This is a genomic window from Ruegeria sp. BG11 (assembly GCF_056538565.1).
The window spans coordinates 85,929-100,615 of record NZ_JBQFTH010000011.1 but is presented as its reverse complement, the minus strand read 5'-3'; the positions used below and the strand labels follow the sequence as shown (position 1 = coordinate 100,615).

The window sequence follows — 14,687 nt, the reverse complement described above, 5'->3', positions numbered from 1 at the left end:
TGAAGCCCGGCCTACCCGGTGATTGCAGATCGATTGATCAGAACGCCATGGCCGCCTGAACGGCGCGTTGCCAACGGGCATAGGCGGCGTCGCGGTCCTCTTGCGGCATGTCAGGCTCGAATCTCTGATCCAACTGCCATGTCTCGGCGAAACCGTCCTGATCGGGATAGATTCCAGCCTTCATGCCCGCCAGCCATGCTGCCCCCAAGGCGGTTGTTTCCTGCATCACGGGCCGATCCACTGGCGCGCCCAGAATGTTCGAGAGGCCCTGCATGGCCCAGTCAGATGCGCTCATCCCGCCATCGACGCGCAGGATCACCTCTGCCTCGGCCCCCCAGTCGCCCTGCATGGCGTGCCACAGGTCTCGGGTCTGGAAGGCGATGCTTTCCAGTGTGGCGCGGGTGATTTCGGCCCGGCCCGAGTTGCGGGTCAGCCCGAACATTGCGCCACGGCAATCCGGTCTCCAGTAGGGCGCGCCCAGACCGGTGAAGGCGGGCACCAGCACCACATGCTGGTTCGGATCGGCCTGCTTGGCCAGATCGCCGCTCTGCGGGGCCGAGTCGATGATCTGCAGCGCGTCGCGCAGCCACTGAACGGCGGCCCCGGCGATAAAGATCGAGCCTTCCAGCGCATAGGTCCGCTGCCCATCCAGCTGATACCCGATGGTAGTGAGCAGACGATTCTTCGACGCAACCGGTTGCGTTCCCGTGTTCAACAAGGCAAAGCAGCCGGTGCCATAGGTCGATTTCATCATGCCCGGCTGGAAGCAGGCCTGCCCGATGGTGGCGGCCTGCTGGTCTCCGGCTACACCCAGAATAGGGATATTGCCGCCAAGCAGCGTTGTCGCGCCGAAATCAGCGGCGCAATCCAGCACCTCTGGCAGCATCGCCATTGGGACGTCCAGCAGATCGCAGATCTCAGCGCTCCATGCGCCTTTGTGGATGTCGAACAACAGGGTCCGGGCGGCGTTGGTGGCATCGGTGACGTGGTTGCGCCCTTCGGTCAGTCGCCAAATCAGGAAACTATCGATGGTGCCGAACAGCAGCTCTCCGGCTTCGGCCTTTTCGCGGGCGCCGGGAACGGTATCCAGCAGCCATTTCACCTTGGTGCCCGAGAAATATGGGTCCAGCAGAAGCCCGGTTTGCAGGGTCACGTCATCCTCGCACCCGGCCTGTTTGTAGCGGTCGCAGATATCGGCGGTGCGGCGGTCCTGCCAGACAATGGCATTGTGGATCGCCTTGCCGGTGGACTTGTCCCAAACAACGGTGGTTTCACGCTGGTTGGTGATGCCGATCCCGGCGATTTGCGCGGGTGTTGTGCCTGTGGTTCCCATCACCTCCTGACAAACGCTCAGAACGCTGTTCCAGATATCCTCGACATCATGTTCAACCCAGCCTTCCTGCGGGAAATGCTGGGGAAATTCCTGCTGGGCCGTACCCACGCGCTGCATCTGAGCGTCAAACAAAATGGCGCGCGATGATGTCGTGCCCTGATCAATAGCCAGAATATATGTCATGCCCGCGTTCCTCCCCCGGTAGTGTTTTGCGGGACTTTAGCGCAAACACTCGCGCAGGGGCCAGAGCAGAAATCAGGCTGCAGCGACCGGTATATTGTCGATCAGCCGAACGCCATCCGCCCAGGCGGTGACGAACAGGCGGGCCGGGCGGTCGGCGCGGGGAAGGGCCTGAAGGGTTTCGGCACAGCGCAGGTCGATATATTCGACCTCGGTGAAGCCCGCCTCAATCAGGGTGTCGCGCGCATCTTGCGCAAGCGGCGCGAAATCCGCGCCCTGTGACAGCGCCTCTGCCATTTCGCACATGATCTGGCTCTTCTGCGCCGCAATCTGCAGCCCTTCGGCTGAGAGGCGCAGATTGCGCGATGACATCGCCAAGCCTGATGGCTCACGCACGGTGGGGCAGCCGATGACCTCGGTCGGGATATCCAGATCGCGGGCCATGCGCCGCACGACCAACAGCTGTTGATAGTCTTTTTCGCCGAAATAGGCTCGATCCGCCTGCGTTTGCAGGAACAGCTTGGCAACGACAGTGGCGACGCCTTCGAAGTGACCGGGGCGGAAGGGTCCCTCCATCACATCGGTCAGGCCCGCGACCGTTACGGTTGTCGAGAACTCATCGGGGTAGATCTGATCCGGGTCCGGCACATAGATCGCATCGACACCATAGGGGGAGAGCTTTTCGGCGTCTTCATGCTCGGTCCGCGGGTAGTTGGCGAGATCCTCGGGGTTGTTGAACTGTTTGGGGTTCACAAAGATCGTGACAATCACGCGGTCGCATCCGGCTTTGGCCGCCTCGACCAGTGACAAATGCCCCTGATGCAGCGCGCCCATTGTGGGGACGACGCCGATTACCTCTCCGTCACGGTGCCATTGCGTGGTCAAGGCCCGCAGGTCCGCCAATCGGCGCAGAATAGGAGCAGTCATGTGCGGGCGCCCTTGGGGGCCTGATCTGCGAACACATGCTCATCCGCGGGGAAGGTGCGGGCGCGTACTTCGGCGGCGTATTCGGCAATGGCGGCTTCGGCCAATGGGCCAAGTTCGGCGTAGCGTTTGACGAATTTCGGTTTGAACGCAGTGAAAAAGCCAACCATGTCGTCGACAACAAGGATCTGCCCATCACAGCCGGCGGAGGCCCCGATGCCGATGGTCGGAATTGCCACCTCAGCCGTGATCTGGTCGGCCAGACCTTGCGGAACCTTCTCTAACACGACCGAAAACGCACCTGCCTGTGCCACGGCGGCGGCATCAGCCAGCACCGCGTCGGCCTGTTCGTCCCGGCCTTGCACCTTATAGCCGCCCAGAGTGTTGATGGATTGCGGCGTCAGGCCGATATGAGCCATGACCGGGATGCCGCGCTTGACCAGAAAGCGGATGGTTTCGGCCATTTCAACGCCGCCTTCCAGCTTGACCGCACCCGCGCCGGTTTCCGCCATCAGGCGGGCGGCGTTGCGGAAGGCTTGCGCGGGGCTTTCCTCGTAACTGCCGAAGGGCATGTCGATCACCATCATCGCGCTTTCCAGCCCACGGGCGACGGCCTGACCGTGCAGGATCATCATCTCCATCGTCACGCCAAGGGTCGATTCCAACCCGTGCAGCACCATTCCGACGCTGTCGCCAACAAGGACAAAATCGCAATGGGCGTCCATCAGTCGGGCCATCGGTGTGGTGTAGGCCGTCAGACTGACCAAAGGATCGCCGCCTTTACGCGCACGGATATCCTCGGCGTTCGGGGCTTTTTTGCGGGCTGTGGCGCTCATGCTCGGCTCCGGCACGGTTCATGTTGCAGCGCGGCATAACAGATCGGACCGGGCCCGCGAAACCCCGGTTGCGCGAACATTTCCTTGAATGACCTTAGGTTAAAGGGAACACTGGCCTCCGATAGGCCCGAAATACGCGGCTACGTTGACATCAACGGGGAGAGATTTTCATGACAAAGCAGATGTTTCGAACCTTCGGATCGGTCTTGGCGCTAAGCGCCAGTGTGCTGGCGACGCAGGCGTTGGCGAAATCCGACATCACCATCGCCATGCAGTTGGAGCCACCGCATCTGGACCCGACCAGTGCCGCCGCGCAGGCCATTGATTCGGTTGTTTACACGAATATTTTCGAAGGTCTGACCCGTTTTATGGGCGACGGCTCGGTCGTGCCGGGGCTGGCGGAAAGCTGGGAAATCTCAGACGACGGCACCGTCTATACCTTCAAACTGCGCGATGGAGTGACCTTCCACGATGGCACCACGATGGATGCCGAGGACGTCAAGTTCAGCCTGGATCGCGCTATGGCCGAGGACAGTGCGAATGCGCAAAAGGCGCTGTTCGCCGGCATCGAAAGCGTTGAGGCGGTGGACCCGACGACCGTCAAGGTGACTCTGTCAGAGCCAAACGGGAACTTCCTGTTCAACATGGCCTGGGGCGACGCCGTGATCGTAGCCTCAGACAGTATCGACGACATCAAGACCAACCCGGTTGGAACCGGGGCGTTCACCTTTGGCGAGTGGGTTCAGGGCGACAGCATCACACTGAACCGCAATCCCGATTATTGGGGCGATCAGCCAGCGTTAGAGACGGCTACGTTCAAGTTCATCTCGGATCCGACCGCCGCTTTTGCCGCCATGATGGCCGAGGACGTGGATGTGTTCGACAATTTCCCCGCGCCGGAGAACCTGCCTCAGTTCGAGGCCGATCCACGCTTTCAGGTGCTTGTCGGCTCGACCGAGGGGGAGACGATCCTGTCCACGAACAACAAACAGGAGCCCTTTGACGATATCCTCGTTCGGCAGGCGCTGGCCCACGCGATCGACCGTCAGGCGATCATTGACGGTGCCATGTTCGGCTATGGCACCCCTATCGGCACCCATTTCGCACCGCATCACCCTGCCTATGTCGATCTGACCGGGCAATCCGCCTATGATCCGGAAAAAGCCAAATCCCTGCTGACCGAAGCCGGATTGGCAGACGGGTTCGAAACCACGCTGCATCTGCCGCCCCCGTCCTATGCGCGCCGGGGTGGCGAGATCATCGCCGCCCAATTGGCCGAGGTCGGGATCACGGCCGAGATCATCAATGTCGAATGGGCGCAGTGGTTGGAATCGGTCTTCAAGGGCAAGGATTTCGGCCTGACCATCGTCAGCCATACTGAGCCGATGGATATCGGCATCTATGCCCGGCCCGATTACTATTTCCAGTATGAAAGCTCGGATTTTCAGGCGCTGATGGATCTGCTGAACACCACAACCGACCCGGATGAGCGCACCCGCCTGATGGGTGAGGCACAGCGGCTGATTTCCAGCGACTACGTCAACGGATACTTGTTCCAATTGGCCAAGCTCGGCGTGGCGAAAGCAGGCGTTCAGGGGCTGTGGCAGAATGCGCCAACAGCCGCCATTGATCTCACCGCGATCAGCTGGGCTGAGTAACTGTCGGGGCTAACCCGCCCCGGCAATCAACCAATTGCTATGAACCCAGCCCTTGCGTCGGGGCTGGCCATAGTAGACGCCGATCCACTCCCCTTGTTGTGCACAGGTGCGGACTGTGTCGCCGTTGCGCAGTTGGTCGACCTGGAAATAGTTTGACCCCGGTCCCGTGCGCACAGCCAGAAAGCCATCACCGTTTGGATCCAGACCCGAGACGATACTGGCCGCGCATCCTGCGGCTTGCCCGTCTTCGGTGATCACGAAATCCACATCCAGTTGCTGAGCGGGCGCCGCGCCCGCTGCGGCTAAAAACAAAGCCGCAAGTACAGGTATTCTCATCATCAATTTCCTTTCAAACAATGGTCTCAGGATAGGACCCGCACTGATTCTCGACAATGGAACTGGTGCTGGACCCAAAGCGCGGCCCGGCCTAACGTGGCGCTGATGCTTCGCTATGCCCTCAAACGTCTGATTTCGCTTGTGATCAGCCTGGCGGTTGCCTCGGTGGTGATCTTCGCCGTGATCGAGATCGCACCGGGCGATCCGGCCTCATTCATGCTGGGCGTCAACGCGCAACCCGATACGCTGGCCGCTCTGAGGGCCGAGTTGGGGTTGGATATGTCCAAACTCGATCGGTACTTCAATTGGGTTGGTGGCATGTTGGTCGGCGATTTTGGCACCTCCTACACCTATCGTACGCCGGTCTCGCAGATGATCGCGGATCGGCTCTGGGTGTCCTTGCCGCTGGCGCTCTATGCGCTGACCCTGTCCACCCTGATCGCCTTTCCAGCGGGCATCTACGCCGCCGCCCGTCGCGGTAAACCGGGCGATCTGACGGTCATGGGGGCTACGCAACTGGGCATTGCGGTGCCGAATTTCTGGTTCGCGATGATGTTGGTGCTGATCTTCGCCATCAACCTCCGCTGGTTCAACGCAGGCGGGTTCGCCGGTTGGGACAAAGGGTTCTGGACCGGGCTGCATTCGCTGACCCTGCCCGCCATCGCCTTGGCCCTACCGCAAGCGGCCATTCTGGCGCGGGTGATGCGGTCGTCGCTGTTGGATATTCTTGGCGAGGATTTCATGCGCACCGCCCGTGCCAAAGGTCTGAGCCGCCGACAGGCGCTCTGGAGGCACGGAGTGCGCAACGCGCTGATTCCGGTGCTGACGATCATCGGGCTGCAATTTTCGTTCCTGCTGGCCGGGTCGATCATTATCGAGCAGGTCTTCTACTTGCCCGGCCTCGGGCGGTTGGTGTTTCAGGCAATCTCAGCCCGCGATTTGATCGTTGTGGAATCCGTGGTGATGCTGCTGGTTTTCGCCGTCATCACCGTGAACTTTCTGGTCGATCTGGCCTATGCCGCCGTTGACCCAAGGCTGAGGAGCCGGACATGAGCCGAAACCTGATCCTTGGCGCAGTGCTGTCGTCTCTGGTTTTGCTGGCGGCGCTGATCTCGTTTGTCTGGACGCCCTATGACCATGCTGCTCTGGACATTCCCGCGAAACTGCAGCCACCCAATGCGCAGCATTGGTTCGGCACCGATCACTTCGGGCGCGACATGTTCTCGATGATCATGGTCGGCGCGCGCACTTCCATCGCCGTTGCGTTGGTGGCGGTGGGGATCGGTATGGCGTTGGGCGTGCCCTTGGGCCTGACAGCGGCCGCACGCAAGGGATCTTGGCTGGATGAAGTCATCATGCGCGGTAATGATCTGGTCTTTGCCTTCCCCTCTCTGGTCATTGCCATCCTGATCACAGCCGTTTTTGGTGCCGGAGCGATCAATGCGATCATCGCTATCGGCATTTTCAACATCCCCGTCTTCGCCCGTATCACCCGCGGCGCGGCCCTGTCCCTGTGGGAGCGTGAGTTCATCCTCGCCGCCCGTGTCTCGGGCAAGCGAGCTGCATGGATTTCGGCGGAACATATCCTGCCCAATGTCGCCAACCTGCTGATCGTTCAGGGGACCATCCAGTTCAGCCTTGGAATCCTAGCCGAGGCGGGCTTGTCCTATGTCGGTCTCGGCGCGCAACCACCCACGCCAAGCTGGGGCCGGATGCTGGCCGATGCGCAGACAATGGTCAGTTTTGCCCCGCATTTGGCTCTAATTCCGGGTCTGGCAATCATTGTGACGGTGCTGGGTCTGAACTTGCTGGGTGACGGTCTGCGCGACTGGCTGGACCCTCGCATTCGGGTGGCGCGGGCATGAACCTGTTGCGGATAGAAAACCTGTCTCTGGCCATTCACGAGGCTGAGATTCTGAAGCGAGTCAGCCTGTCTATAGCGCCCGGTCAGATCGTTGCGGTCACAGGAGAGAGCGGCTCCGGCAAGTCCATGACTGCGCTGGCTGTTATGCAACTGACGCCAAACGGAGCGCGCACCGACGGATCGATAAATCTGGACGAGCAAGAGATCCTAAACCTGCCCGAGACAGAAATGTGCGCCCTTCGCGGCGCGTCGATCGGAATGGTGTTTCAGGAACCGATGACCGCTCTGAACCCGGTTAAAACCATCGGTGATCAGGTTATGGAGACCATCCTGATCCACAAAGCGATGCCCCGCGCGCAAGCTGAGGCCCGCGCGCAAGAGGTTCTCAGTCGTGTTGGCCTGCCTCCTGACCGTTTCCCTCTGTCCCGCTACCCGCATGAGCTGTCGGGCGGTCAGCGTCAGCGCGTGGTCATCGCGATGGCGATTGCGCTCAGGCCCAGGTTGCTGATCGCGGATGAGCCCACGACAGCCCTGGACGTGACCACTCAGGCCCAAATACTGGACCTGCTGAAGGGGCTGGTGCGCGAATACGACATGGGGCTTCTGATGATCACCCATGATCTAGCCGTGGTGGCCGATATGGCGGATCAGATTGTGGTCATGCGTCGGGGCGAAGTGGTCGAGAGCGGAGTAACCGATCATCTGCTTAAAAACATGCAGCACCCCTATACGCGGATGCTATTTGACGCCTCGAACCATCAAGTTGCTCTACCCGAAACTCAGGCGCAAAAGCCCTTGCTTGAGGTCACCGACGTGGTCCGTGACTATCGCCTGCCGCGCACGGGACTGTTCACAAAGCCCGCCCATATGCGGGCGGTGGACAAGGTCAGCTTTACCCTCAACCGCGGGGAGCGTCTGGGATTGGTCGGAGAGTCAGGCTGTGGAAAATCGACCCTAACACGGGCTATTTTGGGGCTTGAGGAGGTCCAATCCGGCGATATCCGGCTGGATGGCGCGCCTGTTTTCTCGGGCCACAAGTCAAATCTCGACGTGCGCCGCAAGATGCAGGTCGTGTTTCAGGACCCTTATGGCAGCTTCAACCCGCGCCACCGCGTCGCGCGGTTGATCACGGAACCGTTTCACCTGCTGGAAACACCTCCGACAGGGTCCGAGCGTCAGGACAGGATCGCCGAGATGTTACGTGCTGTCGGCCTCAGCCCGGATGATGCAGGGAAATACATCCATGAATTTTCGGGTGGGCAGCGGCAACGTATCGCCATTGCCCGAGCGTTGATCATCCGCCCAGAGCTGATCCTGTTTGATGAGGCGGTCTCGGCCCTCGACGTGTCGGTCCGGGCGCAGATCCTCGATCTTTTGGCGGAACTGTGCGCGGCCTACGATCTGACCTACCTGTTCATCAGCCACGATCTGAGCGTCGTGCGTACGATCACGGATCGGGTGATGGTGATGCAGGCCGGGAAAATCGTCGAACAGGGCGAGACTGAGGATGTCTTTGCCAATCCCCGCCACCCTTATACCCAGAAGCTGATCTCTGCCGCGCCGCAGCTGCCTGAAATTGGGCGTAAAATCGCATGATATGCTCCGTATTAGAGCCTAAACACAGGAGTTCCCAATGACCAACCCGATTTGGTTCGACCCCAGCCAATGCCTGATCGGCGGGGAATGGCAAAGACCGGAAGCAGGGGAATACTTGCCGCTTGTGAACCCTTCGGACGGGTCGGAACTCTGCCAGATTGCACGTGGTCAGCAGGCAGATATCGATGCGGCTGTTGTTGCCGCGCGATCTGCGTTGAACGGGGACTGGGGCCGGATGCCTGCGTTTGAGAGGGGGCGCATCCTGAGCAGACTTGGGCAATTGGTTCTGGACCGGGTGGACGACCTCGCCCGGCTTGAGGCCATGGATGTCGGCAAACCGCTGACCCAGGCCCGCGCCGATGCCATCGCTTTAGCGCGGTATTGCGAATTCTACGGGGGTGCGGCGGATAAGGTGATGGGTGAGACCATCCCCTATCTCGACGGTTATACCGTCTACACCCTGCGCGAGCCGCATGGTGTCACGGGGCATATCGTGCCGTGGAATTACCCGATGCAGATCATTGGACGCTCGGTTGGGGCGGCGCTGGCCATGGGCAACGCCTGCGTTCTGAAGCCCGCCGAAGAGGCCTGCCTGACCGCCCTCGCCTTCGCCCATCTGGCGGTTGAGGCCGGTTTGCCCGCCGGGGCGCTGAATGTCGTCCCAGGTCTGGGGGCTGAGGCTGGCGCGGCGCTGTCCGGGCATACGGGTGTCGACCATATCTCGTTCACCGGATCGGTTGCGACGGGGGCTTTGGTGCAGCAAGCGGCCGGGAAAAATGTGGTTCCAGTGACGCTTGAGCTGGGCGGGAAGTCTCCGCAATTGGTTTTCGATGACGCTGACTTAGAAGCTGCCCTACCGTTTCTGGTCAATGCGGGCATTCAGAACGCGGGACAAACCTGCTCGGCCTCGTCGCGCATTCTGGTGCAACGCGGTTTGTATGAGCAGGTCAAGGAGCAGATGGCCGAGGCCTACGCGCAACTGACCGTTGGGCCTGCGTTGGATGACCTGCGCGTAGGGCCGCTGATCTCGGACCGCCAGAAGGCAATTGTTTCCGGGTTCTTGTCCAAAGGCGCGGATTTGGCGATTGCAGGACAGGGGCAAATCGCACCCGACGCGCCCAAGGCGGGGGCCTATGTATGCCCGACCCTCTTCTCTGACGTGCCTGCCGATCACGCTCTGGCCCGGGAAGAGATCTTTGGTCCAGTGCAGGTCTTGATCCCGTTTGAGACCGAAGAACAGGCTCTAACCATAGCCAATAGTACCGACTATGGATTGGTCGCCAGCATCTGGACGCGCGACGGGGCGCGGCAGATGCGATTGGCCAAGCGCCTCCGTTCGGGGCAGGTGTTCATTAACAATTACGGCGCCGGCGGAGGCGTAGAGCTACCATTCGGAGGGGTCGGAAAATCCGGACACGGTCGCGAAAAAGGGTTCGAGGCGCTCTATGGCTTTTCGCAACTCAAGACGGTGGCCGCCCTACACGGCTAGACGATCACCTCGATCGGTTTCTGCGCGCCAACGCCGAACACCCGCTTGTAGCGCTCAATTTCGTCGGCGGGTCCCATGGCCTTTTCCGGGTTGTCCGACAGTTTGACCGTCGGACGCCCATTCGCCGAAACCGCCTTGCAAACCAGCGAGAACGGCGCCAGCGCGTCATCTGGAACAAGGCCGCGGAAGTCGTTGGTCAGCAGCGTGCCCCAGCCAAAGGAGATATTGGTGCGCTCTGAGAACTGACTGTGCAGCTCTTTGATCTTGTCGACGTCCAAACCGTCCGAGAAGATGATCCGCTTCTGCTTTGGGTCCTCGCCACGAGACGTCCACCAGTCGATCGCAATCTCGGCACCGGCGGCGGGATCGCCGCTGTCGATGCGGATGCCCGTCCATCCGGCCAGCCAGTCGGGGGCATGGTCCAGAAACCCTTTGGTGCCATAGGTGTCAGGCAGGATGATGCGCAGATTGCCTTCATGTTCGTCATGCCAGTCGCTGAGGACGTCGTAGGGGGCCTGCGCCAGCGCTTCATCAGTGTCGGCGAGGGCGGAATAGACCATGGGCAGTTCATGCGCATTGGTGCCGATAGCCTCAACCTCGCGCCGCATGGCGATCAGGCAGTTCGAGGTGCCGGTGAACGACTCGCCCAGCCCCTCGATCATGGCCTGAACGCACCAATCTTGCCAAAGGAAGGAATGCCGCCTCCGCGTGCCAAAATCTGCAATCCCAAGCCCGTCGATAGAACCCAGCTGTTCGATCTTTTCCCACACACGCGTCATCGCACGGGCATAGAGCACCTGAAGTTCGAACCGACGCATGTGGTTCAGCACCGCGCGCGAGCGTAGCTCCATCAGCACCGCGAGCGCCGGGATTTCCCACAGCATGACCTCATGCCATTTGCCCTCGAAGGTCAGTTCGTATTGGTCGCCTTTACGCTCCAGATGGTAGGGCGGCAGGCGCATATTCTCGAACCACTCCATGAAATCCGAACGGAACATCTGCCTTTTGCCATAGAACATATTGCCCCGCAGCCACGTGCTTTCCCCCCGGCTGAGGCTGAGCGAACGGATGTGATCCAGCTGTTCCCGCAGCTCACCTTCGTCAATCAAATGGGCCAGCGGCACGTGATTCGAGCGGTTGATCAGGGAAAACGCGACATCTGTTTGGGGCTTGTTGCGAAACACTGACTGGCACATCAGCAGTTTGTAGAAATCCGTGTCGATCAAAGACCGCACAATCGGGTCGATCTTCCATTTGTGATTGTAGACACGGGTCGCGATGTCGACCATGGGGAACTCCTGCAATTTCCGTTGTTAGATCAATCAGCACGGCGAATGGCAAGAGTCGCTGATTCGGTGACAATGCCCGTTTGACGTCACAATGCGGGCTTATTGTCCGGTGTTTTCACCAATTAGTGATGGGGTGGGATGGAAAGACAAAACTGATGGTTGTTAATGAGTTTGTTGTACGATTTTGATATGGTTGTAAGACCGGCGGAAGGGGATGTTCCGGTTCAGGTCTGTGCGCGGTTCAGAGATGTGAAGACCTCTGACGCGTTGCGCGGGGCTTCCCCTGGGATTCGTATGATGTTCCAAGACGCGGGGTTCGATCTCGACTCCCATGTCAGTGGCATCGTGCCGGACAAGTTTCCAACCGAAGACCTACCCGACCGAACCCGGATACTGCGCACTCTATTCGACAACATCAAAACTCGGGGTGTGCAGGGGGAATACTGTGGTGAGTTCGATCTACGGCAATTCCTCGGCCACATTCGCCGCGCCGAGGCAGTTGATGGGCTTGTCCGGGTTATTCCCGTTCAGCGCCCTCCGGTGCCACGGCCTGACATGCCCAAACGCAGGACGGCAAAGGGGCGGATTGGTGTTGGTCTTGGAGTTGCGGTGATTCTGTTCGCGGTGTTTAAGTATCTCGCAGAAACGGGTGCAGCGCCTTAGTCGGCCAGAGTAACCCCGGTGGCCTGCATAGCCTGTTGCGCCACAGCCAGTGAACCATCCATGTCAATCGCACGGCAGGCGCTTTGCACGACGGTGACGTCAAAGCCCAGCTTCGCGGCATCAACTGCCGAGTAGTGAACACAGAAATCGGTCGCGAGCCCCACGAGGGTCAGTTTCGAAATGCCGCGCGTGTTTAGATACCCTTTCAACCCGGTCGGCGTCGCCTGATCATTCTCGAAAAACGCCGAATAGCTGTCGATGGCGTTTCGGAACCCTTTGCGGATGATCAGGTCGCCATCCGTGCGCAAATCCGGGTGAAAACCCGCGCCATCGGTGCCCTGCACGCAATGGTCGGGCCACAGAACCTGCGGGCCATAGGGCATCTCAGTCATTTCAAAGGGGGCCTTGCCCGGATGCGAACTCGCGAATGAGGAATGCCCCGCCGGATGCCAGTCCTGCGTTAGGATGACGGCATCGAACCTGTCCATCATGGCGTTGATCGGGGCAACGATCTGATCCCCCCCGGGCACGGCCAGCGCTCCGCCGGGGCAGAAATCGTTCTGGACGTCGATGACAAGCAGGGCATGGGTCATGGCAATCTCTCCTTTGGTTTATCGGTACGGCGCAGTGCAGGAAGCGTCAATCCGATCCCTTGCGACTCTGCGCTGTCAGGTTTAGACCGCGCGCATGTATACGATCGCTGCCCTCTACCACTTCACCCGTTTCGCTGATCACGCCGCCCTGCGCGCGCCGCTGCTGGATCTGTGCCGTGCGCAATCAGTCAAAGGGACCCTGTTGCTTGCGCAAGAGGGGATCAACGGTACGATTGCTGGCCCGCGCTCTGGGATCGACGCCGTTCTGGCGCATATCAAGGCGCTGCCGGGCTGTGCCGATCTGGAGTGGAAAGAGGCCACCGCCGACTATGCGCCTTTTGGCAAGATGAAGGTGCGTCTGAAGAAAGAGATCGTGACCATGGGCCAGCCGGATGTCGATCCGCGTGCCCGCGTTGGCAACTACGTCGAACCCGAGGATTGGAATGATCTGATCCGCTCGGACGATGTGGTCGTGATCGACACGCGCAACGACTATGAAGTGGCGATTGGCACGTTTGAGGGCGCTATAGACCCTGAAACCGCCAGCTTTCGTGAATTTCCCGACTGGTGGGAGCAGAACAAGGACCGGTTCCACAACAAGCGTGTCGCGATGTTCTGCACCGGTGGTATCCGCTGCGAGAAATCCACCAATTTTCTGCTGGGTCAGGGGGTCGAGGATGTCTATCACCTCAAAGGTGGTATCCTGCGCTATCTTGAGGAAATGCCCGCCGAGGACAGCACCTGGAAGGGAGAGTGCTTCGTCTTCGATAATCGTGTGTCGGTTGGTCACGGTCTGGTCGAGGGGCCGCACAACCTGTGCCACGGATGCCGCCGCCCAATCCTGCCCGAAGATATGAAGCGCCCGGAATATGAACATGGCGTGTCCTGCCATCTCTGTGTGGATGAGACGTCAGAGGCCGACAAGATGCGGTTCCGTGAGCGGCAGAAACAGATCCTTCTAGCCCGCGCGCGCGGCGATGAGCATCTGGGTAGCGTCTGAATTCGACTTGCAGGTCGGCGGGGAATCCCGATGATCATCCCCGAAAAGGTGTGATGGAGTTTCAATGACCCGCAAACCGACAACTCTGGCGGAATGGAAATCGACCTTTCTGGCCGCTGCCGGGTTGGTGCTGGCCAGTTTTCTGGCATGGTTCGGCCTGTCGCGGTTGAGTGAGACCACCGCTGGGGACACGATCGGCACCATTGCCTCGGTCGCGTTGCTGATCTGGCTGGTGTCGCAGTCGTGGTATTACATGACCCAGGTGAAATCGCCGCGTAGGCTGTTGTTCTTGATGGGTGTATCCTTCATTCAGGTCGTGCCGTTCCTGTTTGCGGCCGTCTATGGGGCCTTTGGCTACAACGACAATTGCGTTCTCGGGGCGGAAGGCCCTGCCGATATTCTGTATTTCTCATATGTCACCTTCACCACCGTTGGGTATGGCGACATGAGCCCAACAGGCCTATGCCGCGGCTTGGCCGTGTCCGAGGCCGTCACAGGATATATCCTTTTGGGCATGTTCGTTGCGGCTGCTGTGTCGCTTTATTCGCGAAACCATGCGCATTAGGCTCTATTTATTCTGCTCGATCCAACGCGACATCAACTGTTTGTCGCGAAAGCACTCGGACGGGATCGGGCGACGTTTGCTGCGCGATATCCGTTCAGCAAAGGCGACCTGTTTGCCGGTCGGGTAGTTGGCAAAGGGCGATGGATCCTCGGGCTTGTGAGCCGAGATCCAAGCAGACATGGACTTGCGGTCACGTTGCGCCTCAACCGGGATTTCCAGTGCAGTCTGCTCGGCGATGGCGCGGGCATAGCGCATCTGCCGATCTGTGACCGGCAGCAGGTGGTAGTCGTTCGAAGGGCCGTTTAGGGCCTGATTTCGGGCGTGGTAAGACATCGGATTGTTCCTCTGACTATGTGGAACA

General features: G+C 59.9%; 15 protein-coding genes. 8 read left to right on the top strand and 7 right to left on the bottom strand.

Features of this window, described 5'->3' with window-relative positions; all coding sequences use genetic code 11:
- Nucleotides 1–37: 37 nt before the first annotated feature.
- From glpK to panB, 3 genes are all read right to left on the bottom strand, one after another.
- Nucleotides 38–1,516 (bottom strand): glycerol kinase GlpK, encoded by a 1,479-nt coding sequence (glpK, locus tag ACR0JF_RS17810; protein WP_170661843.1) that lies wholly within the window; start codon nucleotides 1,514–1,516, stop codon nucleotides 38–40.
- 72 nt (nucleotides 1,517–1,588) lie between these two features.
- A complete protein-coding gene (gene panC / locus ACR0JF_RS17805) occupies nucleotides 1,589–2,440 on the bottom strand; it encodes a pantoate--beta-alanine ligase (RefSeq protein WP_170661845.1) in 852 nt (283 codons plus the stop codon).
- Nucleotides 2,437–3,273, bottom strand: a complete 837-nt coding sequence (gene panB, locus ACR0JF_RS17800) for a 3-methyl-2-oxobutanoate hydroxymethyltransferase (RefSeq protein WP_170661848.1) — start codon at nucleotides 3,271–3,273, stop codon at nucleotides 2,437–2,439. The genes panC and panB overlap by 4 nt, the downstream gene beginning before the upstream one ends.
- A 170-nt stretch (nucleotides 3,274–3,443) precedes the next feature.
- Between panB and ACR0JF_RS17795 the strand changes: the two genes are divergently transcribed.
- Entirely contained in the window at nucleotides 3,444–4,931 is a 1,488-nt protein-coding gene (locus ACR0JF_RS17795; protein ID WP_170661850.1) for an ABC transporter substrate-binding protein, read from the top strand.
- Nucleotides 4,932–4,940: 9 nt separating this feature from the next.
- Here the strand turns inward: ACR0JF_RS17795 and ACR0JF_RS17790 are convergent, their stop codons facing one another.
- A complete protein-coding gene (locus tag ACR0JF_RS17790; protein WP_170661852.1) occupies nucleotides 4,941–5,267 on the bottom strand; it encodes an SH3 domain-containing protein in 327 nt (108 codons plus the stop codon).
- Between the two features lie 105 nt (nucleotides 5,268–5,372).
- Here ACR0JF_RS17790 and ACR0JF_RS17785 point away from each other — a divergent pair, with 105 nt between their 5' ends.
- The 4 genes from ACR0JF_RS17785 to ACR0JF_RS17770 are packed head-to-tail and all read left to right on the top strand — an operon-like array spanning nucleotide 5,373 to nucleotide 10,216.
- A complete protein-coding gene (locus tag ACR0JF_RS17785; RefSeq protein ID WP_170661854.1) occupies nucleotides 5,373–6,320 on the top strand; it encodes an ABC transporter permease in 948 nt (315 codons plus the stop codon).
- A complete protein-coding gene (locus ACR0JF_RS17780) occupies nucleotides 6,317–7,132 on the top strand; it encodes an ABC transporter permease (protein ID WP_170379466.1) in 816 nt (271 codons plus the stop codon). Before ACR0JF_RS17785 ends, ACR0JF_RS17780 begins: the two co-directional genes overlap by 4 nt.
- Entirely contained in the window at nucleotides 7,129–8,727 is a 1,599-nt protein-coding gene (locus tag ACR0JF_RS17775) for a dipeptide ABC transporter ATP-binding protein (protein ID WP_170661856.1), read from the top strand. Before ACR0JF_RS17780 ends, ACR0JF_RS17775 begins: the two co-directional genes overlap by 4 nt.
- 37 nt (nucleotides 8,728–8,764) lie before the next feature.
- Entirely contained in the window at nucleotides 8,765–10,216 is a 1,452-nt protein-coding gene (locus tag ACR0JF_RS17770; RefSeq protein WP_170661858.1) for an aldehyde dehydrogenase family protein, read from the top strand.
- Here ACR0JF_RS17770 and pncB read toward each other — a convergent pair.
- On the bottom strand, nucleotides 10,213–11,505 hold the full coding sequence (gene pncB, locus ACR0JF_RS17765) for a nicotinate phosphoribosyltransferase (RefSeq protein ID WP_170661860.1): 1,293 nt from the start codon (nucleotides 11,503–11,505) through the stop codon (nucleotides 10,213–10,215). The genes ACR0JF_RS17770 and pncB overlap by 4 nt on opposite strands.
- Before the next feature lie 189 nt (nucleotides 11,506–11,694).
- Here pncB and ACR0JF_RS17760 point away from each other — a divergent pair, with 189 nt between their 5' ends.
- Entirely contained in the window at nucleotides 11,695–12,168 is a 474-nt protein-coding gene (locus ACR0JF_RS17760; RefSeq protein WP_480669594.1) for a hypothetical protein, read from the top strand.
- Here ACR0JF_RS17760 and pncA read toward each other — a convergent pair.
- Entirely contained in the window at nucleotides 12,165–12,761 is a 597-nt protein-coding gene (gene pncA / locus ACR0JF_RS17755) for a bifunctional nicotinamidase/pyrazinamidase (RefSeq protein ID WP_170661864.1), read from the bottom strand. The genes ACR0JF_RS17760 and pncA overlap by 4 nt on opposite strands.
- Nucleotides 12,762–12,855: 94 nt before the next feature.
- On the opposite strand from pncA, the gene trhO reads away from it, so the two are divergent.
- Nucleotides 12,856–13,761, top strand: coding sequence for an oxygen-dependent tRNA uridine(34) hydroxylase TrhO (gene trhO / locus ACR0JF_RS17750; protein ID WP_170747466.1), 906 nt, complete (start codon nucleotides 12,856–12,858; stop codon nucleotides 13,759–13,761).
- A 64-nt stretch (nucleotides 13,762–13,825) separates the two neighbouring features.
- On the top strand, nucleotides 13,826–14,326 hold the full coding sequence (locus ACR0JF_RS17745) for a potassium channel family protein (protein WP_170379453.1): 501 nt from the start codon (nucleotides 13,826–13,828) through the stop codon (nucleotides 14,324–14,326).
- 3 nt (nucleotides 14,327–14,329) lie between these two features.
- Here the strand turns inward: ACR0JF_RS17745 and ACR0JF_RS17740 are convergent, their stop codons facing one another.
- The gene (locus ACR0JF_RS17740) at nucleotides 14,330–14,659 is read right to left on the bottom strand and encodes a hypothetical protein (protein ID WP_170661869.1); all 330 of its coding nucleotides are present in this window, start codon (nucleotides 14,657–14,659) and stop codon (nucleotides 14,330–14,332) included.
- Nucleotides 14,660–14,687: the final 28 nt, after the last annotated feature.

Excerpts from the sequence above, each read along its gene's own strand:
- ACR0JF_RS17785 (WP_170661854.1), top strand. The coding sequence starts at position 5,373 with ATGCTTCGCTATGCCCTCAAACGTCTGATTTCGCTTGTGATCAGCCTG.
- trhO (WP_170747466.1), top strand. The coding sequence starts at position 12,856 with ATGTATACGATCGCTGCCCTCTACCACTTCACCCGTTTCGCTGATCAC.
- pncB (WP_170661860.1), bottom strand. The coding sequence starts at position 11,505 with ATGGTCGACATCGCGACCCGTGTCTACAATCACAAATGGAAGATCGAC.
- ACR0JF_RS17770 (WP_170661858.1), top strand. The coding sequence starts at position 8,765 with ATGACCAACCCGATTTGGTTCGACCCCAGCCAATGCCTGATCGGCGGG.
- glpK (WP_170661843.1), bottom strand. The coding sequence starts at position 1,516 with ATGACATATATTCTGGCTATTGATCAGGGCACGACATCATCGCGCGCC.
- ACR0JF_RS17760 (WP_480669594.1), top strand. The coding sequence starts at position 11,695 with ATGGTTGTAAGACCGGCGGAAGGGGATGTTCCGGTTCAGGTCTGTGCG.
- ACR0JF_RS17775 (WP_170661856.1), top strand. The coding sequence starts at position 7,129 with ATGAACCTGTTGCGGATAGAAAACCTGTCTCTGGCCATTCACGAGGCT.
- pncA (WP_170661864.1), bottom strand. The coding sequence starts at position 12,761 with ATGACCCATGCCCTGCTTGTCATCGACGTCCAGAACGATTTCTGCCCC.
- panC (WP_170661845.1), bottom strand. The coding sequence starts at position 2,440 with ATGACTGCTCCTATTCTGCGCCGATTGGCGGACCTGCGGGCCTTGACC.
- ACR0JF_RS17795 (WP_170661850.1), top strand. The coding sequence starts at position 3,444 with ATGACAAAGCAGATGTTTCGAACCTTCGGATCGGTCTTGGCGCTAAGC.
- ACR0JF_RS17780 (WP_170379466.1), top strand. The coding sequence starts at position 6,317 with ATGAGCCGAAACCTGATCCTTGGCGCAGTGCTGTCGTCTCTGGTTTTG.
- ACR0JF_RS17790 (WP_170661852.1), bottom strand. The coding sequence starts at position 5,267 with ATGAGAATACCTGTACTTGCGGCTTTGTTTTTAGCCGCAGCGGGCGCG.
- panB (WP_170661848.1), bottom strand. The coding sequence starts at position 3,273 with ATGAGCGCCACAGCCCGCAAAAAAGCCCCGAACGCCGAGGATATCCGT.
- ACR0JF_RS17745 (WP_170379453.1), top strand. The coding sequence starts at position 13,826 with ATGACCCGCAAACCGACAACTCTGGCGGAATGGAAATCGACCTTTCTG.
- ACR0JF_RS17740 (WP_170661869.1), bottom strand. The coding sequence starts at position 14,659 with ATGTCTTACCACGCCCGAAATCAGGCCCTAAACGGCCCTTCGAACGAC.